The 22,819-nt window shown below is 63.4% G+C and carries 25 protein-coding genes and 1 tRNA gene; 13 read left to right on the top strand and 13 right to left on the bottom strand.

The features are described 5' to 3' along the window. Positions 1–362: 362 nt before the first annotated feature. Together P3C39_RS09590 and P3C39_RS09585 are read right to left on the bottom strand one after the other, a co-directional pair. Positions 363–1,112, bottom strand: coding sequence for a helix-turn-helix transcriptional regulator (locus tag P3C39_RS09590; RefSeq protein ID WP_013528976.1), 750 nt, complete (start codon positions 1,110–1,112; stop codon positions 363–365). 331 nt (positions 1,113–1,443) lie between these two features. Beyond that, positions 1,444–1,519: transfer RNA gene (locus tag P3C39_RS09585), tRNA-Ala, on the bottom strand. A 160-nt stretch (positions 1,520–1,679) separates the two neighbouring features. Between P3C39_RS09585 and P3C39_RS09580 the strand changes: the two genes are divergently transcribed. Together P3C39_RS09580 and P3C39_RS09575 are read left to right on the top strand one after the other, a co-directional pair. Continuing rightward, entirely contained in the window at positions 1,680–1,970 is a 291-nt protein-coding gene (locus P3C39_RS09580; RefSeq protein WP_013528977.1) for a YggT family protein, read from the top strand. A gap of 13 nt (positions 1,971–1,983) precedes the next feature. Next, positions 1,984–2,301, top strand: a complete 318-nt coding sequence (locus P3C39_RS09575; protein ID WP_013528978.1) for a DUF167 domain-containing protein — start codon at positions 1,984–1,986, stop codon at positions 2,299–2,301. Positions 2,302–2,317: 16 nt separating this feature from the next. On the opposite strand, the gene P3C39_RS09570 is transcribed toward P3C39_RS09575, so the two are convergent. Genes P3C39_RS09570 through P3C39_RS09560 form a run of 3 tightly spaced genes read right to left on the bottom strand, consistent with a single transcriptional unit; the run spans position 2,318 to position 5,068 of the window. Then, entirely contained in the window at positions 2,318–3,199 is an 882-nt protein-coding gene (locus P3C39_RS09570; protein ID WP_013528979.1) for a MurR/RpiR family transcriptional regulator, read from the bottom strand. Between the two features lie 10 nt (positions 3,200–3,209). Then, complete coding sequence (gene ugpC, locus P3C39_RS09565; protein WP_013528980.1) at positions 3,210–4,277, bottom strand: sn-glycerol-3-phosphate ABC transporter ATP-binding protein UgpC; 1,068 nt, start codon at positions 4,275–4,277, stop codon at positions 3,210–3,212. A 2-nt stretch (positions 4,278–4,279) separates the two neighbouring features. Next, positions 4,280–5,068 (bottom strand): SDR family oxidoreductase, encoded by a 789-nt coding sequence (locus P3C39_RS09560; protein WP_275953480.1) that lies wholly within the window; start codon positions 5,066–5,068, stop codon positions 4,280–4,282. 183 nt (positions 5,069–5,251) lie between these two features. Here P3C39_RS09560 and P3C39_RS09555 point away from each other — a divergent pair, with 183 nt between their 5' ends. From P3C39_RS09555 to P3C39_RS09540, 4 genes are all read left to right on the top strand, one after another. Continuing rightward, a complete protein-coding gene (locus tag P3C39_RS09555) occupies positions 5,252–6,484 on the top strand; it encodes a sugar ABC transporter substrate-binding protein (protein ID WP_013528982.1) in 1,233 nt (410 codons plus the stop codon). 490 nt (positions 6,485–6,974) lie between these two features. Further along, on the top strand, positions 6,975–7,844 hold the full coding sequence (locus tag P3C39_RS09550; protein WP_024504714.1) for a sugar ABC transporter permease: 870 nt from the start codon (positions 6,975–6,977) through the stop codon (positions 7,842–7,844). After that, entirely contained in the window at positions 7,841–8,665 is an 825-nt protein-coding gene (locus P3C39_RS09545; RefSeq protein ID WP_013528984.1) for a carbohydrate ABC transporter permease, read from the top strand. The genes P3C39_RS09550 and P3C39_RS09545 overlap by 4 nt, the downstream gene beginning before the upstream one ends. Before the next feature lie 24 nt (positions 8,666–8,689). Beyond that, positions 8,690–10,165: a M81 family metallopeptidase gene (locus tag P3C39_RS09540; RefSeq protein WP_275953481.1), complete on the top strand. Its 1,476-nt coding sequence runs from the start codon at positions 8,690–8,692 to the stop codon at positions 10,163–10,165. Positions 10,166–10,330: 165 nt separating this feature from the next. On the opposite strand, the gene P3C39_RS09535 is transcribed toward P3C39_RS09540, so the two are convergent. The 6 genes from P3C39_RS09535 to P3C39_RS09510 form a co-directional block, all read right to left on the bottom strand. Continuing rightward, positions 10,331–12,385, bottom strand: coding sequence for a M3 family metallopeptidase (locus tag P3C39_RS09535; protein ID WP_275953482.1), 2,055 nt, complete (start codon positions 12,383–12,385; stop codon positions 10,331–10,333). A gap of 96 nt (positions 12,386–12,481) precedes the next feature. Then, complete coding sequence (locus tag P3C39_RS09530; RefSeq protein WP_024504711.1) at positions 12,482–12,916, bottom strand: hypothetical protein; 435 nt, start codon at positions 12,914–12,916, stop codon at positions 12,482–12,484. Next, entirely contained in the window at positions 12,913–13,557 is a 645-nt protein-coding gene (locus tag P3C39_RS09525) for a carbonic anhydrase (RefSeq protein WP_027037320.1), read from the bottom strand. The genes P3C39_RS09530 and P3C39_RS09525 overlap by 4 nt, the downstream gene beginning before the upstream one ends. A 148-nt stretch (positions 13,558–13,705) precedes the next feature. Next, positions 13,706–14,476, bottom strand: a complete 771-nt coding sequence (locus tag P3C39_RS09520) for a DUF429 domain-containing protein (RefSeq protein WP_013528989.1) — start codon at positions 14,474–14,476, stop codon at positions 13,706–13,708. Continuing rightward, positions 14,473–15,357: a pyridoxal kinase PdxY gene (pdxY, locus tag P3C39_RS09515; protein ID WP_275953483.1), complete on the bottom strand. Its 885-nt coding sequence runs from the start codon at positions 15,355–15,357 to the stop codon at positions 14,473–14,475. Before pdxY ends, P3C39_RS09520 begins: the two co-directional genes overlap by 4 nt. 13 nt (positions 15,358–15,370) lie before the next feature. Continuing rightward, a complete protein-coding gene (locus P3C39_RS09510) occupies positions 15,371–15,622 on the bottom strand; it encodes a hypothetical protein (RefSeq protein ID WP_013528991.1) in 252 nt (83 codons plus the stop codon). A 163-nt stretch (positions 15,623–15,785) separates the two neighbouring features. Here P3C39_RS09510 and P3C39_RS09505 point away from each other — a divergent pair, with 163 nt between their 5' ends. The 6 genes from P3C39_RS09505 to ppa all read left to right on the top strand — a co-directional run bounded on the left by P3C39_RS09505 (position 15,786) and on the right by ppa (position 20,077). Continuing rightward, a complete protein-coding gene (locus P3C39_RS09505; protein WP_024504707.1) occupies positions 15,786–16,424 on the top strand; it encodes a LemA family protein in 639 nt (212 codons plus the stop codon). Positions 16,425–16,475: 51 nt separating this feature from the next. Further along, complete coding sequence (locus tag P3C39_RS09500; RefSeq protein WP_275953531.1) at positions 16,476–17,276, top strand: YgcG family protein; 801 nt, start codon at positions 16,476–16,478, stop codon at positions 17,274–17,276. Between the two features lie 4 nt (positions 17,277–17,280). After that, the gene (locus tag P3C39_RS09495; RefSeq protein WP_275953484.1) at positions 17,281–18,159 is read left to right on the top strand and encodes a YgcG family protein; all 879 of its coding nucleotides are present in this window, start codon (positions 17,281–17,283) and stop codon (positions 18,157–18,159) included. Between the two features lie 8 nt (positions 18,160–18,167). Beyond that, positions 18,168–18,806 carry a TPM domain-containing protein gene (locus P3C39_RS09490; protein WP_275953485.1) on the top strand — a complete coding sequence of 213 codons (639 nt, stop codon included), beginning with the start codon at positions 18,168–18,170 and terminating at the stop codon, positions 18,804–18,806. A gap of 118 nt (positions 18,807–18,924) precedes the next feature. Further along, positions 18,925–19,431, top strand: a complete 507-nt coding sequence (locus P3C39_RS09485; protein ID WP_013528996.1) for a GNAT family N-acetyltransferase — start codon at positions 18,925–18,927, stop codon at positions 19,429–19,431. A 112-nt stretch (positions 19,432–19,543) separates the two neighbouring features. Beyond that, positions 19,544–20,077, top strand: a complete 534-nt coding sequence (gene ppa / locus P3C39_RS09480) for an inorganic diphosphatase (RefSeq protein ID WP_013528997.1) — start codon at positions 19,544–19,546, stop codon at positions 20,075–20,077. Positions 20,078–20,086: 9 nt separating this feature from the next. Here ppa and P3C39_RS09475 read toward each other — a convergent pair whose 3' ends face one another. Next, entirely contained in the window at positions 20,087–20,680 is a 594-nt protein-coding gene (locus tag P3C39_RS09475) for a hypothetical protein (RefSeq protein ID WP_275953487.1), read from the bottom strand. Between the two features lie 45 nt (positions 20,681–20,725). After that, positions 20,726–21,343 carry a TetR/AcrR family transcriptional regulator gene (locus tag P3C39_RS09470; protein ID WP_275953489.1) on the bottom strand — a complete coding sequence of 206 codons (618 nt, stop codon included), beginning with the start codon at positions 21,341–21,343 and terminating at the stop codon, positions 20,726–20,728. A 74-nt stretch (positions 21,344–21,417) separates the two neighbouring features. Here P3C39_RS09470 and P3C39_RS09465 point away from each other — a divergent pair, with 74 nt between their 5' ends. Next, positions 21,418–22,701 carry an MFS transporter gene (locus P3C39_RS09465; protein WP_275953490.1) on the top strand — a complete coding sequence of 428 codons (1,284 nt, stop codon included), beginning with the start codon at positions 21,418–21,420 and terminating at the stop codon, positions 22,699–22,701. Positions 22,702–22,819: the final 118 nt, after the last annotated feature.

Genomic DNA, 22,819 nt, shown 5'->3' with positions numbered 1-22,819 from the left:
TCAGCGCTTGTTGTAGTGCATGCCCTGCGAAAAGAAGACGGTCTGCGTGCCGGCGGCAATCGTCAGCTTCGGAGTATTGGTCACTTTCTTGGCCATTTTTATCCCTTTCCTGACCCCAATCTGGGATCCGTTGAAGGACCCCCGGAACGGGATCCGCGCGAAGAAAGGTAAGGTCGGAAGAGTTAATGGTTTGTTAAAATTATAGTAAAACCACGAGTCGAAGGCGGATGCGTGGATTATCTTTCTTGGTACCAAAGTGTAAAATATCGATTTTATTCAGATACAGAGTAGACAATCGTTGGCGTACGCTTTATCGGCGTACGCTTATTCTTAATTGGCGTAAGACACGGCGATCCGAGGGATTAGCCTAACCCGTCCCGGGTGAGGCTGACAACCAGTTGGTCGACGCCCGGATCGTCGAGACTGATGACATGCGCCATGCTGATGGCATCCCTTGCGTGGATGTTGGCAATGTCGCGCCGCATGATGACGGACACGAATGCCGGGCCGGCCTCCGTCAGAAGCATGGCCTTGCCCATCAGCACCGGTTCGGAGATGGGAGCCCATTGCACGGAGATCAGCGACGGCTCTCCGGTCTGGCGGCGATTGATGCCGCTGAAATAAATCCAGTTCAGCCGCGAGATCGCCACGCCATAGTGATTGCCGCGCGCTCGTGCCCAGGTCGATCCCCGGCGCTCCGACCACCCGGTGACCCGTCGAAAGGTGACCAGTTCGGCTTCGCGCCGCACGAAGGTCACCGAGCGCACCAGGAGGTCGAGGCGGCCCGGGATCGAGAAATAGGTGAAATAGGTGCCGCCCGCGATCGAAGGGCTGGGAGGGCGGATCATCTGGTTGAACAGGCTCTCGGACACCGGCGGCAGGCCGCGCATCACTGGCTCGGGTGTGCCGGGATCCTGGTACAGTTCCGCCTCGTCGATCCGAAAGTAATCGCATATCAGCTTGGCTGTGGCCTTGTTGGGAACGGTCTGCCCTTGCAGGTAGCGTTCGAACTGGGTGCGATTGATGTGCAGCTCACGGCATACCGCGCTTACGGAGGCATGGTCCTTGCACAGCCGTCTAAGGTTTGCAGCGAGATTCTCGCGAATTGACACGTCTTTGCTTCCGCAGGCGGATTTTTCATTTCGACTCGAAATCCATATAGCGTCTCCGGTCGCCCCCGCCGAAACGCCTTGGCCACAACGCACAGAAAAAACTGATTTGGTAACGTCAATTTAGTGGGGCGGTTTGCAAAAAAAACGGAAACAATCGACGAGCGCTTCCGCCATAAGTCCAATTGACAAAAGTCTTGCCGGAGATTGCGAAAACAGGCGGCGCGGCGCGCGGCCTTTTAGGCACGCCGGCGCGGCAAATGCCAACCGTGGAGGCAAGCCCGGACGAGCGTCGCGGACTGCAGATGGCGCGGAGAGCGAGGAATTAATCCGCTGGTGGAGCTGAGGAGGATCGAACTCCTGACCTCGTCATTGCGAACGACGCGCTCTCCCAGCTGAGCTACAGCCCCGTCCAGCGGATGGGCGCATTTATCGGGCGCCGCGGTTTCCTGTCAAGGCGGAGGTTTGCCGAAATCCAGTGGCCTGGCAGCCGTACCGGCGCACCGTGGCAGGCGGCCCTTGCCGGTTTCGCGTGCAATGGCTACATGTCGGCAACAATTGGAGACCGGCATGCTCGCCCTCATTCAGACAATCGTCATGGCGCTCGACCTCTACTGGTGGATCATTATCGCATCGGCGATCTTTTCCTGGCTTTACGCCTTCAACGTCGTCAACTCGCGCAATCAGTTCGTCGGTTCCATCGGCAACATGCTCTATCGGCTGACCGAACCGGCGTTGCGGCCGATCCGCCGTTTCATGCCGGACCTTGGCGGCATCGACATCTCGCCGATCATCCTGCTTCTGATCCTGTTCTTCCTGCGGCAGTTCATATTGACCAGTGTGGCGCCTCTGGTCCTGTGAGGCCGATGATCGTATGAGCGCGCCGTTTCGCCTGCGCGATGATGGCGTCGAGCTGTTTGTCCGGCTGACGCCGAAGGCTGCGCTGGACAGGCTCGAAGGCATCGAGACCACGGCGGACGAGCGAAGCCATCTGAAAGCGCGCGTCCGCGCCGTGCCGGAAAACGGCGCCGCCAATCATGCGCTCGAAAAGCTGATTGCCAAGGCGATTGGCGTGCCGGGGTCCGCCGTCTCGGTTGTCGCCGGCGGCACGGCGCGGCTGAAGACCGTGCGCATTGAAGGCGATCCGGAGACGTTGGCGAAAAGCATCGAGGCGCTCGGGCATCAGGCCTGATGTCCTTGCCGGAGGGTCAATCCCCCAGCGGCAAACGCGGATCGTCAACTTTCAACGTGTTGACGCTCTGCTTGATGCGGCGCAGATTTTCCAGAACCCTTGGTCCGCGCGTCTCGGCGACCGAGGTGACGATCATGTCGACGATCGACAGCAGCGCATAGCGCGACGATGTCGGCTTATAGATATTGCCGTCTTCCAGCGACTGGAAATGGATGACCGTGTCGGCGACCTTGGCGAGCGCGGAGTCCGGCGGGGTGATGGCGATCGTCGTGGCGCCATATTGCTGGGCGACCTGCACCGCATCGATGACCGATCGTGCATAGCCGGAGACGGAGAAGGCGATCAGCGTGGTGTCGGGGGTGGCGACGGCGGCGTACATGCGTTGCAACTGTCCGTCGATTTGCGCCAGCACCGACACGCCGAGCCTGAACAGCCGGTTCTGCATTTCGGTCGCCATCATCGACGAAATGCCACCGGAGCCGATGCACAGCACATTGCCGGAAACCGCGATGCGTGCGGCGACGGCGACCAGCGTCGTCATGTCGAGGTTTTCGCTGGCGCGCTGGATGGCCGATATCGCCGCTTCGGTGATGGCGGAAGCGATGCGCTGTTCGCGGGCATCGCGGCTCAACGGCTCCGGCGACAGATACTGGCCGCCGATGGCGATGGCTTGCGCCAGATAGAATTTGAAGTCGCGCAGGCCCTCGCAGCCGAGGTTACGGCAGAACCGCGTCACCGTCGGCTCGCTGACACCGACGCGCGCGGCAATTTCCGAAATCGCCGCCTTGGAAACGAAGTCGAGGTCTGCCAGCACGAAGCCGGCCAGCTTGCGATCCGACTTCGTTCCGTCCTGCGACATCAGCTGCAGGCGCGTGATGATGTCGGCCGGCGTCTTCATGCTGATATTTTCATAGAGGCAGGCCCGTCGCCTTGTCGAACAGATGGATGTTGCCGGGATCGACCGAGACCGGCAGCAGGTCTCCCGGCCTGACCGGCACCCTGTCACGGAACACGGCGCGTACCGTATCAGCACCGATAGCGCCATAGACATGTGTTTCGGAGCCGGTGGGCTCGACGACATCCACCCTGATCGCCATCGCGTCGACAGCCTCGCCGATGACAAAATGCTCGGGCCGGATGCCGGCCTCCACCGCGCTGTCCGCCGGCACCTGTTTGCCGGCAAGCGCCAGCCGCCCGCCACCGGCCGATTCGAACCAGGTTTTCTCAAGCGTCGTCTTGAGCGAACCAGAGACGAAACTCATCGACGGCGAGCCGAGGAAGGAGGCGACGAACTTGTTGGCCGGCCTGTCATAGAGCTCCAGCGGCGCCCCGACCTGCTGGATCCTGCCGCGATCCATCACGACGATGCGGTCGGCCATGGTCATAGCCTCGATCTGGTCGTGGGTGACGTAGACGATCGTCGACTTCAGCCGCTGGTGCAGCGCCTTGATCTCGACGCGCATCTGCACGCGCAATTGTGCGTCGAGATTGGACAGCGGTTCGTCAAACAGGAACACAGACGGTTCGCGCACGATGGCGCGGCCCATGGCGACGCGCTGGCGCTGGCCGCCCGACAGCTGGCGGGGATAGCGGTCGAGATAGGAGAAGAGATTGAGGACCCCGGACGCCTTCTTGACCTTCTCATCGATTACCGTGCGCGTCTCGCCGCGTATCTTCGGGCCGAAACCGATATTGTCTGATGCCTTCAGATGCGGAAACAGCGCATAGGACTGGAACACCATGGCGATGTTGCGCTGCTGCGGCGGCAGCGCGTTGGCGCGCACGCCGCCGATCAACAGATCGCCGGAAGTGATCGTCTCCAGGCCGGCGAGCATGCGCAGCAAGGTCGACTTGCCGCAGCCGGACGGCCCGACCAGGACGACGAACTCGCCGCTCTTGATATCGAGGCTGATGTTCTCGAGGATCTTGTGCTGCCCGAAGGATTTCGACAGGTCGCGGAACTCGACGTCGGTCATGCTCACGCTCTCAATATGTCGTCGATGAAGGGCAGGCAACCGGCGGTCAGTCCCGCGTCCACGGGCATCACCACGCCTGTTACTCCCGATGCGCGATCGGACGCAAGGAAAGCGACGGCTTCCGCCACTTCCGCAGCGTTGACGATGCGACCGAGCGGATAGAGCCGCTGCAATTTGCCGAGGATTTCGGGATCCTTGGCAAGGCGGTGGTCCCAGGCGGCGGTGCGGATCGATCCGGGGCAGACGACATTGGCGCGCAGGCCGCTGCGGCCGAGCTCGACGGCGATCGCCTTGGCATAGGCGTTGATGCCGGCCTTGGCCGCGGCATAGGCGGGATTGCCGAAATGCGCGATGGCGTTGACCGAGGAGATGAAGACGACGCTGCCGGAGCCACGGCTGGCCATCGCCTTGACCAGCGGATCGGCGAAATTCATCACGCCGGTCAGGTTGAGGTCGAGTTCCTGCTCAATCCTGTCGGGGTTGAGCGCGGGGAGCGTCTCGGCGCGCGTCCAGCCGGCATTGTTGATGAGAATGTCGGGCACACCGTCCCGGTCGAGGATGGCGGCGATCGCCGTGGCTATCGACGCCTTGTCGAGAAGATCGAAGACGTGGCGGGCGGCAAAATACGGGCTCTTCAACGCCTCGCTCGACTGGTCGCAGCCTACGACCCTGGCGCCCCTTTGCGCCATCAGCGCCACGATGGCCGTGCCGAGGCCGCCGCCCGCACCCGTCACAACGACAGTCTTGCCCTCGAATTCGGCCCTGCCTTCGAGTTCCGTTTGCGAAACCACCGTGCGTCATCCTCCGGGATCTTCGACAGGTCGGATCAGGCCTAGTCCACAAAATGTAATTAAGCAACAGAATAATCTGCTTGCAAGCCTTCCAATCCCCGATAATGTAGGAAAGTCACATAAATCTTCTGCTTGGGTAACGAAGAGGCGCGCAGGCGCAAAAATCAAAATGGGAGAGTTCAAATGAGTCTTGCAAAATGGACTGTCGGCCTGATGGCCGGAATGAGCATGCTGGCAATTGCGGCGCAGGCGGATGCGGGCGAGGTGCGGGTCACCGTGGCCGAGTACAGCGCCAAGACTGGCCCTTATTTCGACAGCGTCAAGAAGGAATTCGAGGCGGCGAACCCCGGCATCACGGTCAAGTTCGAAGTGGTGCCGTGGGATGTGCTGCTGCAGAAGCTGACCACCGACATCACCGCCGGCACCAATGCCGATCTGTCGATCATCGGCACGCGCTGGCTGATCGACTTCGTCCAGCAGGATGTCGCCGAACCGCTCGACGGCTACATCAAGCCCGACTTCAAGGACCGCTTCATCGACACCTTCCTGTCGCCCTCGATCATGGATGGCAAGACCTACGGCCTGCCGATCGCTGCCTCGGCGCGCGCCATGTATTACAACAAGGAGCTGTTCGAGAAGGCCGGCATCGCCAAGCCACCGGCAAACTGGACCGAGCTGCAGGAAGATGCGCGCAAGATCAAGGCTCTGGGGTCGGGCACGTTCGGCTTCGGCCTGCAGGGCAAGGAGATCGAGACCGACGTCTATTACTACTATGCGATGTGGTCCTACGGCACGGAAATCCTCAACAAGGACGGCACTTCGGGCCTGAGCACGCCCGGCGCGCTTGAAGCCGCCAAACTCTACAAGTCGATGATCGACGAAGGCCTGACCGAACCCGGCGTCACCTCCAACAACCGCGAGGACGTGCAGAACCTGTTCAAGCAGGGCAAGGTCGGCATGATGATCACCGCACCCTTCCTGTCCAACCAGATCAAGGACGAGGCGCCGAACCTGAAATACGGCGTTGCGGCCATTCCCGCCGGACCGACCGGCGCGCGCGGCACCTATGGCGTCACCGATTCCATCATCATGTTCAAGAACTCCAAGAACAAGGACGAGGCCTGGAAGCTGCTCGATTTCCTGTTCACCACGGAGCAGCGTGCCAAGTTCACACAGGGCGAAGGCTTCCTGCCGGTGAACAAGGAAGAGGCCAAGATGGACTACTACGTCAACAATGCCGATCTGGCCGCGTTCACCGCTCTGCTGCCCGACGCCCGCTTCGCGCCGGTCATCCCGGGCTGGGAAGAGGTCGCCCAGATCACGTCGGACGCCATGCAGAAGATCTATCTCGGCGGCGACCCCGAGGCAGGCCTGAAGGACGCGGCGGCCAAGGCCAATGCGGTGCTGAAGAAGTAGGGGCAGTGCTGAAGGAATAGGGCGTATCTCCCTGCGCCCGTGGCGCGCCCCAGATTCAGGCGGGGCGCGCCACATCTTGCAGCCTCGAGCAGAAAGATAGTTCGTCGATGTCAACGCCGCCCAGCCAGGCTCCTTTCCTCTCCCACCGGAGGGGGGAGAGGTGGCTCGGCGAAGCCGAGACGGAGTGGGGGAACCACCTGGCAGCCACCGCGAACGGATATAGGAAGAGCACCAGGCGCAAGCCTCGCCTTGCGCCCAAGGGGTCGACCCCCACTCCGTCGAGCTTCGCTCGACACCTCTCCCCCGATCGACGGGCGAGAGGAAAGGGGCCCTTCCGCAACTGCTGCGGAGAACGGACGAGCAGGTGAGGGCAGCGCCGACGGTTGCAAGGAATCCTGAAGCGGTGCCCTGAGAAGAATGAGGCCGGACCAAGTCAATCTGTTAAGCCAGCGAAATCCAATCTCCCCGCAACGCGGTACAAAGCCAGCCGATGCAAAATCGTTTCTTGCCCTATCTCCTGACCTTGCCCAGCCTGTTTCTGGCGGCGGTGGTCATCTTCTGGCCGGTCTGGGACCTGATCCAGATCTCGACGCATGACGTCAGCCGCTTCGGCCAGCTTCGTGACTTCAACGACTTCGCCAATTTCGCGGCACTCGCTGCCGATCCCGATTTCACGGCCGCGCTTTGGCGCACCGGCCAATGGACGGTGATGGTGGTCGGCGGCGCGCTTCTCTTGTCGATCCCGGTGGCGATGATCCTCAACACCGATTTCTATGGCCGCGGCATTGCCCGCGTCATCATCATGCTGCCCTGGGCGGTGTCGCTGACCATGACTGCGGTGGTCTGGCGCTGGGCGCTGAGCGGCGAAAGTGGCATGCTCAATTCGGCGCTGATCGGCCTCGGCCTCATCGATCACAACATCCAGTGGCTGGCGAGTGCCGAAACCGCCTTTCCGATGCAAGTGCTGATCGGCATCCTGGTGACGGTGCCGTTCACGACGACGATCTTCCTCGGCGGGCTGTCGTCGATCCCGGACGATCTCTACGAGGCGGCGGCGCTTGAAGGGGCGACGCCGCTGCAGCAGTTCCGCGAAATTACCTTTCCGCTCCTGAAACCGTTCATCAACATCGCCATCGTGCTCAACACCATCTACGTCTTCAATTCCTTCCCGATCATCTGGGTGATGACGCAGGGCGGGCCGGCCAACTCGACCGATATCCTGGTCACCCATCTCTACAAGCTGGCCTTCCGCATCGGCAAGCTGGGCGAAGCATCGGCGGTGTCGCTGGTGATGTTCGCCATCTTGCTGGTCTTCACCATGATCTATGTGCGGCTGGCGATGCGGGAGCAACGCGCATGACGAGCAAGCTCAAGCGTTCGATCATCGCCTGGCTGCTGCTGGCGCCGCTGATCGTGGTGACGCTCTTTCCCTTCGCGGTGATGTTCCTGACCGCAGTCAAGCCGAGACAGGAAGTGCTGTCGCCGACCTGGTGGCCGAGCGAATTCCGCTGGTCGAATTTTTCCGACATGTGGGTGGCGACCGGCTTCGGCCAGGCGTTGCTCAATTCGCTCTACGTGTCTGTGATCGCCACCGTCGGCGCCATCCTGATCTCGGTTCCGGCGGCCTATGCGATGTCGCGCTTCCGCTTTGCCGGCTACGGCGCCTTGCGACAGTTCCTGCTGATTTCGCAGATGATCTCGCCGATCGTGCTGGTGCTCGGCCTGTTCCGGCTGATGGCCGCCTGGGGCCTGGTCGAGAGCACGACGGCGCTCGGCTTCATCTACATGGCCTTCAACGTCGCCTTCACGGTGTGGATGCTGCAGAGCTATTTCGACACCATCCCCCGCGATCTCGAGGAAGCCGCCTGGATGGAGGGCGCCGGCCGCTGGCTGACCTTGCGCAAGGTGTTCCTGCCGCTCTGCCTGCCGGCGATCGCGGTGACGGCGATCTTCACCTTCATCAACGCCTGGAACGAGTTCGTCGTGGCGCTCACCATGCTGCGCAGCCAGGAAAGCTACACACTGCCGATCCAGGTGTTTTCGCTGGTCGCCGGCCGCTACACCATCGAATGGCATCACGTCATGGCCGCGACGCTGCTGGCGACCTTGCCGGTGGCCATCCTGTTCATCTGGCTGCAGCGCTACCTCGTCAGAGGCCTGGCGCTCGGGGCGGTCAAATAGCGCCTATTCACGGACGGAGCTTTCATGCGCATTTTCACCGCCTCGCTGGCGACGGAAACCAACACCTTCTCGCCGGTGCCGACCGATAGGGCTTCGTTCGAGATGGCCTTCTATGCCGGGCCCGGCAAGCATCCGGAAACGCCGACGCTGTGCTCCTCGCCGATGGTGGCGCTACGCCGGCGTGCGGTAGCCGAAGGCCTCGACGTCATCGAAGGCACCGCCACCTGGGCGGAGCCGGGCGGGCTGGTGCAGCGGCAGACCTATGAGGCTCTGCGCGACGAGATTCTGGGCCAGCTCAAGGCGGCGCTGCCGGTCGATGCTGTCATCCTCGGCCTGCATGGCGCCATGGTGGCGCAAGGCTATGACGATTGCGAAGGCGATCTGCTCGAACGGGTTCGCGCAATGGTCGGGCCGGAGGTGGTGATCGCCGTGGAACTCGATCCGCACAGCCATCTGACACCGAAGCGCGTCGCGGCCTCCGACATTCTCGCCTATTTCCTCGAATTTCCGCACACCGATTTCTACGAGCGCGGCGAACATGTCGTCGAGCTTGGCCTGGCAGCAGTGCGTGGTGAGATCAACCCTGTCATTTCGACCTTCGACTGCCGCATGATCCAGGTGCTGCCGACCAGCCGCGAGCCGATGCGGTCCTTCGTCGATCGCATCAAGGCGCTGCACGGCAAGGACGGCGTGCTGTCGGTCTCCGTCATCCACGGCTTCATGGCGGCCGATGTGCCCGAGATGGGCACGCGCATCCTGGTCGTCACCGACAATGACAAGGCCCAGGGCGACGCGCTGGCGGAACGGCTCGGGCGGGAACTCTACGCGCTGCGCGAAAAGACCGCGATGACGATGCTGAGTGCTGCCGACGGCATCGATCGGGCGCTGGCCGTGCGCACAGAAAATCCGGGCAAGCCGGTGGTCATCGCCGATATCTGGGACAATCCCGGCGGCGGTGTGCCCGGCGACGGCACCTTCGTGCTGCGCCAGATGCTGGCGCGTGGCCTGGACAGGTTCGCCGTCGCGACCATCTGGGATCCGATCGCGGTCACCTTCTGCCTGGCGGCGGGCGAGGGCGCAGTCATCGACCTGCGCTTCGGCGGCAAGGCCGGGCCGCAAGCCGGCGAGCCGATCGATGCGCGCGTGCGCGTGCTGAAGGCGGTTGCGGAGGGCTGGCAGAGTTTCGGGCCAAGCCGGGTGACGCTTGGGCCGACGGCGCTGGTCCGCCTCGAAGGCACCGAGGTCGACATCATCCTCAACACCAACCGCACGCAGACCTTCGAGCCGGATATCTTTTCCAACATCGGCGTCGATCCGCTAGCCAAGGACATGCTGCTGATCAAGTCGACCAATCATTTCTACGCCGGCTTCGAGCCGATCGCCGCCGAGATCATCTATGTCTCGGCGCCGAGTTCGTATCCCAGCAATCCGGCGGTGACCGATTACAAGAAGCTGACAAGGCCGGTGTGGCCGAGGGTGACGGATCCTTGGAAAGTGTAGGGTTCTCCCTTCTCTCCTTGTGGGAGGAGGTGGCCTCGCGAAGCGAGGTCGGATGAGGGGTGTTCCAGCGGAGTGAGGCGTTGGCATTTCCTGGAACACCCCTCATCCGTCTCGGCGCTACGCGCCGATCCACCTTCCCCCACAAGGGGGGGAAGGGAAAGCCAATCACGCCAGCCCGCGCTTGGCCATCATCGCTTCCGGCGACGGCATCTTGCCGCGAAATGCGGTGTAGAGTTCTTCCGGATCCTTCGAGCCGCCGGCGGCGTAGATGTTCTTGCGCAGCCGCTCGGCGAGCGCCGGGTTGAAGGGGTCGCCGGTTTCCTCGAAGGCGGCAAAAGCATCGGCATCGAGCACTTCCGACCACATGTAGGAATAGTAGCCGGCCGAATAGCCTTCGCCGGAAAAGACGTGGCCGAAATGCGGCGTGCGGTGACGCATGGCTATGGTGTCCGGCATATGCAGTTCTGCAAGCGTTTCGGCTTCGAAACGAAGCGGCGCTTCAGGCGCATCCGCCCGCGCGTGATAGGCCATGTCCATCAAGGCGGAGGCGGTGAATTCGACCGTGGCGAAGCCGGCGCCGAAGGTGCGCGCGGCCAGCATCTTGTCGAGCAGCGCCTTGGGCATCGGCTTGCCGGTCTTGACGTGCAGCGCGTGCTTCTCCAGCACTGCCGGCACGGTCAGCCAGTGCTCGTAGAGCTGCGAGGGCAATTCGACGAAATCACGGCTGACCGAAGTGCCCGAAACCGAGGGCCAGGTGACGTCGGTCAGCATGCCGTGCAGCGCATGGCCGAACTCGTGGAACAGCGTCTTCGCCTCGTCGACCGACAGCAGAGCCGGCTCGCCCACCGGCGGCTTGGCGAAGTTCATGATGTTGTAGATGACCGGGCTTGCACCGTGGCCGAGCCTATAGCCGGATTGCAACGCGCTCATCCAGGCGCCGGATCGCTTTGACGGCCGGGCGAAATAGTCGGCCAGGAACAGGCCGCGCTCGCTGCCGTCGGCATTCTTCACCACGAAGACGCGGGCGTCCGGATGCCAGGCCGCGATGCCCTTTTTCTCTTCGAAGGTGATGCCGAACAGCCGTGTCGCCACGTCGAAGCAAGCGTCGATGATCCGGTCGAGCTGCAGATAAGGTTTCAGTTCCGCCTCGTCGAAGGCGAATTTCTCCGCGCGCAGCTTCTCCTGGTAGAAGCGCCAGTCCCAGGCAGCGAATTTTTCGTTGCTGCCGGCTGCGGTGGCCAGGCGCTGCAATTCGATCTGGTCGCTTGCTGCCTTCTCAAGCCCCTTCTCCCACACCGGATCGAGCAGCGCGTGCACGGCCTTCGGCGTCTTGGCCATGGTGTCGTCGAGCTTCAGCGCGGCGAAAGAGGCGTAGCCGAGCAGCTTTGCCTTTTCGGCCCGCAGGCGCAGCATGTCGCGCACCACGTTCGTGTTGTCGGTGGCGCCGCCATTCTGCCCGCGCATGGTGAAGGCGCGGAAGGCGATCTCGCGCAGATCGCGGCGTTCGGAGAAGGTCGAGAACGGCTCATAGATCGAGCGCGACAGAGTGACGGCATAGCGGCCCTTCTGGCCACGCATTTCGGCGGCCTCGGCCATGGAGCTTTTCACGAAGTCCGGCAGGCCGGCAAGGTCGGCTTCATCGAGGAACAGCGCCCAGTCGCGCTCGTCGGCCAGAACATTCTGGCCGAAAGCTGTGCCGAGCGAGGACAATTCCTCGCTGATGCTTGCCAGCCGCTTCTTGCCGTCGGCGTCGAGCTTGGCGCCGGAACGGACGAAGCCCTTCCAGGTCTTTTCCAGCACCCGCAAGGTCTCGGCGTCGAGCTTCAGGCTCTCACGGCGCTGGTAGAGATCGTCGATGCGGGCAAACAGCCGCTCATTCATTGAAATCGCCGAGAAATGCCTGGACATTTTCGGCGAGATGTCGCGCTCCAGCGCCTGGATCGTCTCATTGGTGTAGGCGCCGGCGCGGCACCAGAAGATCGACGAGACACGATCGAGCGCTTCGCCGCCGAGTTCCAGCGCGGCAAGCGTGTTCTCGACGGTCGGCGCATCCTTGTTGCCGGCGATCGCCTCGATCTCGGCCTCGTGCGCCTTCAGCGCCGCGTCGAAGACCGGGGAGAAGTCGCCGTCGCCAATGCGCGTGAAATCGGGCAGGCCGAGCGGCCCCTGCCACGCGGTCAGCGGATGGGCGGCGAGGTCGACGGCTTTCGTGGAAGGCATGGACAGTCTTTCGTTGGTGGGGCAGGCAGGCGGGTCGTACCCGATGTAGGGCGCGGCCGGCGGACCCGCAATATGCGGATTTGGCCGATATCGCCCTCAAAAGCCGTCGCAGTTTTCGGCGATCGCCGCTTGTGAACTGGCGGTGATGCGGTTGTCGGTGACCGCGAAAGTTTCCTGCATCAGCATGTCGTTGTTGGGGAAATCGTAGCAGGCGACCACCGTGGTGACGCCGCCTTCGCTTTTCTCGATCCGGTGCCGGATCGCAGCACCGGCAACGGCACCTTTCCATTCGTCGATCGAAGCGATGAATTCCTGCTTGCTTTGCACGATGCCGAGGTCGTCCAGCTTGATGCGGACATCGTCGGCGAGCAGGTCGGACAGTTCCGTGCGGTCGGCGACCAGCAGCGCCGAATACCAGCGGCTGATGAGGGCACGATCATCGGCGCGGGCGGCAATAATCGCCAGCAGCAGTGCGGCCGCCGCAAAAGCGACCGACCTGATGTTCACCAGCTTGCGCGCCGCCGCGTTCATCCCAGTTCCGGCCGTTCGAAATCGCCAGTCTCCTTGTTCATCGTCCAGAGTTCGCCGGTCGAGATATCGAACCAGGCCCCATGCAGCGACAGCCGTCCCTTGCCTTCGAGAATCGAGACGCAGGGAAAGGTTCTGAGGTTGGCGATGGAATAGCGGATCGAGATGCGCTCCAGCGCGGTCTGGCGCTCCGAGGCGGTCATGAAGGTGCTGGAGGAGACGGTTTCGGCCGCCGGCGCGATCAGGCTCATCCACTTGCCGATGAAGTCGCCCGGCGACAGCGGCGCGGAATTGCTGTCGAGCGCCGCCCGGATGCCGCCGCAGCGGCCATGGCCCATGACGACGATGTTCTTGACCTTGAGGCTCTGTACGGCGAATTCAAGCGCCGCCGAGGTCGAATGGAACTCGCCGTCGGGTGCATAGGGCGGCACCAGATTGCCGACATTGCGCAGCACGAAGAGTTCGCCCGGCCCAGCGTCGAAGATCGCCTCGGGCGCCGAACGCGAATCGCAGCAGGCGACGATCATCGTCTCCGGCGCCTGGCCTTCGCGAGCGAGATCGCGATAGCGCCCGCTCTCGGTGAGATAGCGGCCATTCATGAAATTGCGATAGCCGGCGAGAAGATGTTCAGGGAGATGGGACATGGGCGGCGTCTGGAGCCTTTCCGAGTTGGATGCGGCAGCTCGTTGCGGTCTAGAGAGGCTCTAGCGGCAAAAGCCGGTCGCGAGCAATGCAGAATTATGAGGGCTGGCTAGAAATGCCATGCATCCAGCGCAACCGTGGCCAACAGCGTCACGCCCAGATGGCGACGGGAATGCCAAAGCTATCGCGGCCCGGCGGGTCGGGAAACGGCCGCGCCTCGCCGCTGGCGATGCGACCGGCGATCAGCGTCATCGCGGCTGCGTCGAGGAAGTCATCAGCGGCGGCACCGCGGGGCGGCGGCTGGTCGAGAAAGCCCTTATCATAGCCGAGCCGGCAGAGCAGCGCCTTGCGTTCCGCCATGCCGGCCGGATTGATGCTGCCCTTGATCTTCTTCGGCAGTTGCATGGCTTGATCGCCGTTCAAGCGGCAGAAAGCGACTTCCGGATGGGATTCGAACACGCGGCCGCGCAAATCGGGCCGCGCGATCAGCAGGGCGTCGATCTCGCGGATCTTGGCAAAAATGCCGAACGCCTGGATCGAGACGCCGCGCGGCGGATCGGATGTGGTCAGGGCCACCGCGCTTGCCCTGATGTGCGCGGCATACCAGGCTTCGATGGTGGTGAAGCCGTTGGTGTCGGCATAGAGCGCGGCACGGGACGGGATCGAGAAGACACTGGACTGGCGTGCCCCGAGCAGCGGCCGCACCAGGGCTTCGGGGCCGCGCCCGCCCTTGCCCGAAAAGCCGGGCAGGCCGATCGGCATGTCGACGGCGATGACAGCGTCTTCGGGAAGGGATGCGAGCAGGGCAGTGAAGGTTGCAAAGACACCGACCGACGGTGCCATGCCAAAAGTTCGTCGGACGGCGATCCAGCCGGCCTTGCAGCCATCGACGCCGACAAGTACGGCCTCAGTCGATGTCACGCCCGGCGGCCCCGCCCTGGATGTGTGAGGTGGCGAAGCTGGACCATCGCCATCGGATGCGACAGGCTCTGCGCATCGGTTTCTAGCTGCAGTTCGTCGCCGCCGCGCTTGGCGGTGCGTGCCAGGATCTCGTAGACCGCCGCCGTCGTCGATTGCAGCGCCTTGATCGGTGGCTGGCCGGACAGGATACGTGCCAGGTAGACGGCCGCCGTCAGATCGCCCAGGCCATTCGGCGGCTTGTCGATCAGGCGGTGTTCGGCGAGCAGCGCCTGGCTGCTATCGAGCAGGAGGTTGCCGGTGCCGCCCGTCATCATCGACGGCGCCGAGGTGACCAGCATGGTCGATGGCCCGGCATGCAGCGCCGCCGCGATCACCGATTTCATGTCTGGCAACGCGGCGCCGGCCATCCATTCCAGTTCGTAGCGGTTAGGGGTGGCTATGTCGGCGATCGGCATCAGCCGGTCGCGCATGGCGATGGCGGTTGGCTCGGGCACATAGAGGCCGCCCGAATCACCCATCACCGGATCGCATATATAGACGGCGCCGGGCGTCCTTGCCTTGACCGCGGCGACCAGCGAGGCGACGGCCTCGGCCTGGCCCGCCTGGCCGAGATAGCCGGACAGCACGGCGCCGACCTCACCCAGCCATGGCGCCCGCTCGAGATCGGCCATCAGAGCCTTGAACTCGTCGAGCGGCGGCACGATGCGCGTCGCGCGCCCATGGCCGGGATGCCAGGGCAAGATGACGGTCGGCACCGCCCAGACCGGGAAACCCAGGGTCTCCAGCGCAAAGACGGCGGCACGGTTGCCGACCGAGCCACGCGCGACATGGCTGGAAATGACGATGACCGCACGCGGCGCGTCGGTTTGTTCGGCGCTCATTGTCGTTTGATTCCTAACTGCCCCGGATGACGTAAAGCACGAGCCAGACCATCAGGCCCAGCGCCAGCAGCAGGCCCAGCGTGCGGCCAAAGCGGGTGCCCCAGACTTCGATCGGATCGGCACGATCGGCATCGGCCGCGGTGACGTGATCGTGCATGCCTTTCGCTGCCCGCGCTACAAACGAGTTGCCGGCCGGATCCGTCTCGCGCGCAATGCGCTCGAGGATACGGCGCGATTCCTTGTCGCTGTCCTGGCGTTCCGCCATGATGATGTCCCGTTTTGCCGGACCTTATCGCGTTCGCACGGCCAATCACAGAGCCTTGCAGCGGCACCGGGCGTGCCAGGCGAGGGGCTGCCGGCGCGGGCGGTTTTCTTGCGCGCTGATTGTGGTAATGCTTCGCGTGCAACTTCTACCGAGGGACCCCATCATGTTTGCCCAGCGCCTTGCCTTGCCGTCCACGTTCCGCACGCTGCCCGCCTTCCTGATGATGGCGATCGTGCTGCCGCTGCTTGCAGGCTGCGGCTATAACACCATCCCGACGGCGGAAGAAAATGCCAGGGCGGCATGGAGCGAGGTGCTGAACCAGTATCAGCGCCGCGCCGACCTCATCCCCAACCTGGTCGAGACGGTCAAGGGCTATGCCTCGCATGAAAAGGATACGCTCGACGCGGTGGTCGAGGCGCGCGCCAAGGCAACGCAGATCACGGTAACACCGGAAACGCTGAAGGATCCCGAAGCCCTCAAGAAGTTTCAGGATGCCCAGGCGGGGCTGACCAGCGCGCTGTCGCGGCTGATCGCGGTCTCGGAGGCCTATCCCGACCTTAAGGCCAATCAGAACTTCCTGGCGCTGCAGGCGCAGCTCGAAGGCACCGAGAACCGCATCGCAGTGTCGCGGCGCGATTACATCCAGGCGGTCAGGGACTACAATCTGACGCTGAGGACGTTCCCCTCGGTGCTGTGGGCGACCTTCTGGTTCCGCGGCAACGAGCCCTTCGCCAATTTCACCGTCGCCGAAGACAAGATGCAGCCGCCGAAGGTCGATTTCGGCACGAAGCAGGGCGGGTGAACGGCGGGGCCAAACGTCGTGATCTTGCTGGCCGGTGAGAGGCGGCGCGTCATTGGTCTTGTCGCAGTCGTCCTCCTCGTCCTTGTGCTGCCGTTCTCGGCCCTCGCGGCCGATCTCCCGGCGCTGACCGGCCGTGTCGTCGACGATGCCGGCATCATCGACGCCGCGACCAGGGCGGCGCTGACCCAAAAACTCGCCGATTTCGAGACAAAAGGCTCCGACCAGATCGTCGTCGCGACGATTCCCAGCCTCGATGGCGAGGAGATCGAGCCTTACGCCAACCGGCTGTTCCGCTTCTGGAAGCTCGGCCAGGCGAAGGAAAACAATGGCGTCCTGCTGCTGGTGGCCCCGAACGACCGCAAGATGCGCATCGAGGTCGGCTATGGGCTGGAAGGCACGTTGACCGACCTGCACACCAAGCTGATCATCGAAAATGACATGGTGCCGGCCTTCCGCGCCGGGGACTTCTCGGGCGGTATCAGCAAGGCCGTCGACGACATGGTCATGGTGCTGGAAGGCAATCCGGAGGAGCTGGAGGCGCGCGGCGAGCGCAACCAGCAAGCGCCTTTCGATTCCGACGACCTGTTCTTCGCCGTCTTCATCAGCATCTGGGCGATCATCTTCTTCGGCAGCATTGCGGCTTCCGTGCTGCCGCCGATCTTCGGCCAGAAGCTTGGCCCCGGCCGCTACCGCTGGCTTGGCATGACCTTCGAGCCAAGCCGGCGATCCTCCAGTGGCGGCTGGTCGTCGGGGAGTTCCGGCGGCGGCTGGTCTTCGGGGTCAAGCGGCGGTGGAGGCTTTTCCGGCGGCGGCGGTTCGTCCGGCGGCGGCGGCTCGTCGGGAAGCTGGTGATGGCATGATGGTATCCAGCATCAGCCTGTCGAAACGCGACCGCCTCGCCTCGGCCGTCCTGATTGCTGCGGTCGTGCTGTTCTCCTGCGTCATGGCCTACGCGACCGACCTGCCGGCGCTGACCGGCCGTGTCGTCGACAATGCCGGCATCATCGATGCCGCGACCAAGACGGCGCTGACCCAAAAACTCGCCGACTTCGAGACGAAAGGCTCCGACCAGATCGTCGTCGCGACGATTCCCAGCCTCAATGGCGAGGAGATCGAGCCTTACGCCAACCGGCTGTTCCGCTTCTGGAAGCTCGGCCAGGCGAAGGAAAACAATGGCGTCCTGCTGCTGGTTGCCCCGAACGACCGCAAGATGCGCATCGAGGTCGGCTATGGGCTGGAAGGCACGCTGACCGACCTGCACACCAAGCTGATCATCGAAAATGACATGGTGCCGGCCTTCCGCGCCGGGGACTTCTCCGGCGGCATCAGCAAGGCCGTCGACGACATGGTCATGGTGCTGGAAGGCAATCCGGAGGAGCTGGAGGCGCGGGGCAAGCGCAATCCCGCCGATGACGGCACGTCCATCGATCCGATCTTTGCCGTGTTCCTGATCCTGTGGGCGACGATGTTCTTCGGCGGGATGGCGATGGCGTTCCTGCCGCCGATGTTCGGCACGAAACTGTCGCCGGGCGTGTACAAATGGCTGGGCATGACGTTTCGTTATGGCCGCGGGCCGAGCGGGTACTCGGGCACTGGCTGGACAACCGGTTCGTCGTCGGGCGGCGGCTGGTCTTCGGGTTCGGGCAGTGGCTGGTCCTCGGGGTCAAGCGGCGGTGGCGGATTTTCCGGTGGCGGCGGCTCGTCCGGTGGTGGCGGTTCTTCAGGAAGCTGGTGAGACAGATCATGGCAACACGACCAATCAGCCCGCAGGATCATGAGCGCATCGCAACCGCGATCCGCGCCGCCGAGGAGAAAACCGACGGCGAAATCTACTGTGTCGTGGCGCATGCCAGCGACGGCTATTTCTTCCCGGCCGCCTTCATGGCGACCGTGTGCATGCTGATCGTCAGCCTGGCGGTCGGCTACGGTCTGGAGGCCTGGTGGCTGTCGATCCGGCTGCCGCATTTCGTCCTCGCCCAGCTCCTGGCGCTTGCCTGCCTGCTGGCCTTGTTGTGGGCGCTGCCTGGTATGCGCATCCACCTGGTGCCGAGGCGGCTGCGCTACCAGGTGGCGCACGCCAACGCGATCAAGCAGTTCCTCGCCCGCAACGTCCACCGCACCACGGCGCGCACCGGCGTGCTGGTCTTCGTCTCGATCGCCGAGCGCTATGCCGAGGTGGTTGCCGATTCGGGTATCGACGCCAAGGTCGGCCAGCATGTCTGGGATGGCGTCGTGCGCGACCTTACCGTGCATGCCGGCGACGACCGGCTTGCCGACGGCTTCGTCAAGGCGATCGAGTTGGTGGGTGCGGTGCTGGCCGAGCATTTCCCGGTCACTGCGGGCGACAGCAACGAGCTTGACGACCATCTCGTCGAGATTTGAGCCTTTCCACAGAAGTCTTGAAGGCCCCTCACCAGCGCGGTGATCGCCTGTGAGAAAGCAGCCGGCTGGCCGCCCGGACCCTTGCAATCGGGCGATGCGGGTTTATGGTTAACAAATCATGAATACGCTGACGATCGACATCCGGAAAGCCGACCCGCGCGATGCCAGTGCCATCGCCGAGGTGCATCTGGAAGCCTGGCGCGGCGCCTATTCCGGCATCATTCCGCACCGGACCCTGACATCGATGATCAACCGTCGAGGCGCCGACTGGTGGGCGAATGCGATTCGCCGCGCCGCCACCGTTCTGGTCGTCGAAATCGGCGGCAAGATCGCCGGCTATGCGACGATCGGCAAGAACCGCGCCCGTGAACTGCGCCAGCAGGGCGAAATCTACGAATTGTACCTGCGCCCGGAATATCAGGGCATCGGGCTCGGCAGCCGCCTGTTTTCGGCGGCCAAAGCGCGGCTGGCCGATCACGGGCTGAAAGGCATGGTCGTGTGGGCGCTGGAGGACAACCAGAACGCGCTTGCCTTCTATGCCGGCGCCGGTGGCCGCGATGTCGCCGAGGGCGTCGAGATCTTCGAGCAGAAGGCGCTGAAGAAGGTCGCTTTCGTCTGGGAATGACAACCCGGCCTTTCGGCAATTGGGCGTTCCATTCGCACCCAGCACCATTCGCCGCATTGCACCATGACGCGCCGCCCGCTATCGATCGTCCATCGAGAGAGGGATTTAAGCCATGCGCATTGAAGCCATAGCCAGCGGAAAGAATCCGCCTGAGGACGTCAACGTCATCATCGAGGTGCCGATCGGCGGCGAGCCGATCAAGTACGAGATGGACAAGGAGGCCGGCACGCTGTTCGTCGACCGCTTCCTGCACACCTCGATGCGCTACCCCGGCAATTACGGCTTCGTGCCGCACACGCTGTCGGGCGACGGCGATCCGATCGACGTGCTGGTCTGCAACACGCGCGCGCTGGTGCCGGGCTGCGTCATCAACGTGCGGCCGATCGGGGTGCTGATCATGGAAGACAATGCCGGCCAGGATGAGAAGATCATCGCCGTGCCGTCGCCAAAACTGACGCTGCGTTACGAGAACGTCACCGAATACACTCAGCTGCCCGACATTACGCGCCAGCAGGTGCAGCACTTCTTCGAGCACTACAAGGATCTCGAGCCCGGCAAATGGGTCAAGATCGAAGGCTGGCACGATTCCAAATACGCCAAGAAGATGATCGTCGACGCGATCGAGCGGGCCAAGGCGAGCAAGTAGCCCGACCGGTCAGTTGTCGACCCGGCCGAAAGCCGGCACTTTGCCGATGACGGTGTGTCTGTCCTTGCCGCAGGCGAAGGTGCGCGCCTTGTCGTCGGCAAGCTTGCGCGCCTGGTCGTTGGCGGCGGGATTGCCGGTGGCCAGCACCAGGCCGACGGTGCAGCCGTCGCGGGCGTCCATCTGGCCGACCTTGGCGACGAGCAGCACCTCGGTCGGCTTTTTCTCGTCCTCGGGATTGCTGATCGAGCGGCGATGGATGACGGCATAGGGCACTGCCGTGTCGCCCTTGGTTTCGATGCGCCATTCGACTTTGGCTCCGGACGAATTGAGGTCGGAAAAGCTTTCCCAGACCGTCGTCATGTCGCCGCCGGGCGGAAAACCGTAGAACAGCGATTCACGGGCGTCGTCATAGGCGATCAGTACGGGATAGCCGCGATAGCCTGAACAGGCGAGTTCGGCCCAGTCGCCGTCGCCTTCTTCTGCCTGCGCGTAGGTCACGCAGTCCGTTTTCGAATCCAGATCGGTGTAGGCGCTGGAAATGCCGTCGGCTTGCGCCGCCTGACCGAGACTGACCAGAACAAGCGGGATCAGAATGGCACGCATGGCGGTCAATCTCCGTTGCAAGCCATTGCAGCGTAGCGCCAAACGCTATTTCTTCAAGCTGGCTTCGATCAGCAGGTCGGCATTGCGGGCAACCGCTTGCGCCGGACCGCCGAGGCCAAACAACTGGCCGCTGATATAGGCGCCCTCGATCAGCAGCAGCAGGCCGTCGCCGAGCGTGTCTGGGTCTTGCGCGCCCATCGCAGCCGCCATGACGCGCAGCCGGCGGCGCAGTTCCTGCTTGTTGGCCTCGCTGACCACGCGAGCCGGGTGGCTGTGGTCGGGATATTCGACCGCCGCATTGGTCATGCCGCAGCCGCGATAGTCCGCCACCTGCGTGCGCTTGCCGATGCGGGTCAGGAAAGCCTTGATCTGAGCGCGCGGGTCGCCGGGATGAGCGGCGACCGCCTCGTCGAAGCGCTCCCAGTATTCACGGTCATATTGCTTGAGATAGGAAGCGGCCAGTTCGTCCTTGGACGGAAAGCTGCGGTAGAGGCTGGGCTTGGTGACGCCGGCACGCTTGACGATCTCGTCGACGCCGATCGCCCTGATGCCGCGCCGGTAGAACAGGTCATAGGCCACATCGAGGATCTTCTTGGCGGCTTTCGGCGGAGCGGATGCATGACCGTCGCTGATGGTCAGTTCAATATTTTTGTCGGTTGGCATCGTGTGACTCGATTGACAATGTTACCGATCGGTACGTATACATGTTCCCACCCTGCAACGTACCGGTCAGTAACATGATAACTCAATCTCGCCCCTTTGGCCAGCGCTACGCTTTCGTCGTGGTCGGCGTCATCTTCCTCAGCCTGCTGGTCGCGGCTGGCCTGCGCTCCGCACCCTCGGTCATGATGCTGCCACTCGAGAACAGTTTCGGCTGGCGCCGCGACGTCATCTCCCTGGCCGCCGGTGTCGGCATTCTGCTTTACGGTTTGACGGGGCCATTTGCCGCAGCCCTGATGGAGCGCATCGGGCTGCGCCGCACGCTGCTCGCCTCGCTGGTGGTGATGTCGGGCTCGACCATGCTCAGCCTGCTGATGACCAAGCCGTGGCATCTGTTCATCACCTGGGGCGTGTTCTCGGGCATTGGTTCCGGTGCCGTCGCCAGCGTGCTCGGCGCGACCATCGTCAATCGCTGGTTCAAGACCAATCGCGGCCTTGTCATGGGATTGATGTCGGCCTCCAGTGCCTCGGGCATGCTGGTGTTCCTGCCGCTGATCGCCGCTCTGGCACAGTCGGGCGGCTGGCAGCCGGTTGTCATTGCGGTCGCGATCGCGACCGCTGCCCTGATACCGCTGGTCTGGCTGCTGGTGCCGGAGCGGCCGGCATCGATCGGCATGGTGCGCTATGGCGCCGAGGCTGACGATGTGCCGCCGACCCCGCCTGCGTCACAGGGCAACTTTCTGGCGCATACGTTCTCGACGCTGCGCCGTGCTGCCGGCACGCGGGTGTTCTGGTATCTGTTCGCCACCTTCTTCGTCTGCGGCTTCACCACCAACGGGCTGATCGGCACGCATCTGATCGCGTTTTGCGGCGACATGGGCATTGGTGAGGTGCAGGCCGCCGGCCTGCTGTCGATGATGGGCATTTTCGATCTGATCGGCACGACATTGTCGGGCTGGCTCACCGACCGTTTCGACCCGCGCAAGCTGCTCGGCGTCTATTACGGCATCCGCGGCCTGTCGCTGATCTACCTGCCCTATTCCGGCTTCTCAGCGACCAGCCTGATCATCTTCGCCGTGCTCTACGGTCTCGACTGGATCGCCACCGTGCCGCCGACTCTGAGGCTCGCCAATGAGGCGTTCGGCGATCGCAGTGGGCCGATCGTGTTCGGCTGGATCGTCGCCGGCCACCAGATCGGTGCGGCGACCGCCGCCGCCTTTGGTGGCACCATGCGCGAGTTGCAGGGCAATTACGAACTGGCCTTCCTGATCGCCGGCATGACGGCAATAGCCGCTGCCTGTATCTCGCTGCTGATCAACACCAGCAAGCCGGCATTCGAGCCGGAGCCGCAGGCGGCGTAGGGAGAGACGCTACCGGCCAAGCTGCCATCTCCCCCACACGGAGGAAGATCGGCAGCTTCGCCGTCCGCGCAAACGCCCACCCGCCTGTTGATCGTCAGAAAAACTTCATGATCCCGAG

The sequence above is a fragment of the Mesorhizobium sp. XAP4 genome (genome assembly GCF_029269325.1).
GTDB classification, from domain to species: domain Bacteria; phylum Pseudomonadota; class Alphaproteobacteria; order Rhizobiales; family Rhizobiaceae; genus Mesorhizobium; species Mesorhizobium ciceri.
This window is presented reverse-complemented; position numbering and strand designations above follow the sequence as displayed.

Coding starts and splice junctions, on each gene's coding strand:
- P3C39_RS09580 (WP_013528977.1), top strand. CDS start 1,680: ATGCTCGCCCTCATTCAGACAATCGTCATGGCGCTCGACCTCTACTGG.
- P3C39_RS09575 (WP_013528978.1), top strand. CDS start 1,984: ATGAGCGCGCCGTTTCGCCTGCGCGATGATGGCGTCGAGCTGTTTGTC.
- P3C39_RS09570 (WP_013528979.1), bottom strand. CDS start 3,199: ATGAAGACGCCGGCCGACATCATCACGCGCCTGCAGCTGATGTCGCAG.
- ugpC (WP_013528980.1), bottom strand. CDS start 4,277: ATGACCGACGTCGAGTTCCGCGACCTGTCGAAATCCTTCGGGCAGCAC.
- P3C39_RS09555 (WP_013528982.1), top strand. CDS start 5,252: ATGAGTCTTGCAAAATGGACTGTCGGCCTGATGGCCGGAATGAGCATG.
- P3C39_RS09550 (WP_024504714.1), top strand. CDS start 6,975: ATGCAAAATCGTTTCTTGCCCTATCTCCTGACCTTGCCCAGCCTGTTT.
- P3C39_RS09545 (WP_013528984.1), top strand. CDS start 7,841: ATGACGAGCAAGCTCAAGCGTTCGATCATCGCCTGGCTGCTGCTGGCG.
- P3C39_RS09540 (WP_275953481.1), top strand. CDS start 8,690: ATGCGCATTTTCACCGCCTCGCTGGCGACGGAAACCAACACCTTCTCG.
- P3C39_RS09535 (WP_275953482.1), bottom strand. CDS start 12,385: ATGCCTTCCACGAAAGCCGTCGACCTCGCCGCCCATCCGCTGACCGCG.
- P3C39_RS09530 (WP_024504711.1), bottom strand. CDS start 12,916: ATGAACGCGGCGGCGCGCAAGCTGGTGAACATCAGGTCGGTCGCTTTT.
- P3C39_RS09525 (WP_027037320.1), bottom strand. CDS start 13,557: ATGTCCCATCTCCCTGAACATCTTCTCGCCGGCTATCGCAATTTCATG.
- pdxY (WP_275953483.1), bottom strand. CDS start 15,357: ATGAGCGCCGAACAAACCGACGCGCCGCGTGCGGTCATCGTCATTTCC.
- P3C39_RS09510 (WP_013528991.1), bottom strand. CDS start 15,622: ATGGCGGAACGCCAGGACAGCGACAAGGAATCGCGCCGTATCCTCGAG.
- P3C39_RS09505 (WP_024504707.1), top strand. CDS start 15,786: ATGTTTGCCCAGCGCCTTGCCTTGCCGTCCACGTTCCGCACGCTGCCC.
- P3C39_RS09495 (WP_275953484.1), top strand. CDS start 17,281: ATGATGGTATCCAGCATCAGCCTGTCGAAACGCGACCGCCTCGCCTCG.
- P3C39_RS09490 (WP_275953485.1), top strand. CDS start 18,168: ATGGCAACACGACCAATCAGCCCGCAGGATCATGAGCGCATCGCAACC.
- P3C39_RS09485 (WP_013528996.1), top strand. CDS start 18,925: ATGAATACGCTGACGATCGACATCCGGAAAGCCGACCCGCGCGATGCC.
- ppa (WP_013528997.1), top strand. CDS start 19,544: ATGCGCATTGAAGCCATAGCCAGCGGAAAGAATCCGCCTGAGGACGTC.
- P3C39_RS09475 (WP_275953487.1), bottom strand. CDS start 20,680: ATGCGTGCCATTCTGATCCCGCTTGTTCTGGTCAGTCTCGGTCAGGCG.
- P3C39_RS09470 (WP_275953489.1), bottom strand. CDS start 21,343: ATGCCAACCGACAAAAATATTGAACTGACCATCAGCGACGGTCATGCA.
- P3C39_RS09465 (WP_275953490.1), top strand. CDS start 21,418: ATGATAACTCAATCTCGCCCCTTTGGCCAGCGCTACGCTTTCGTCGTG.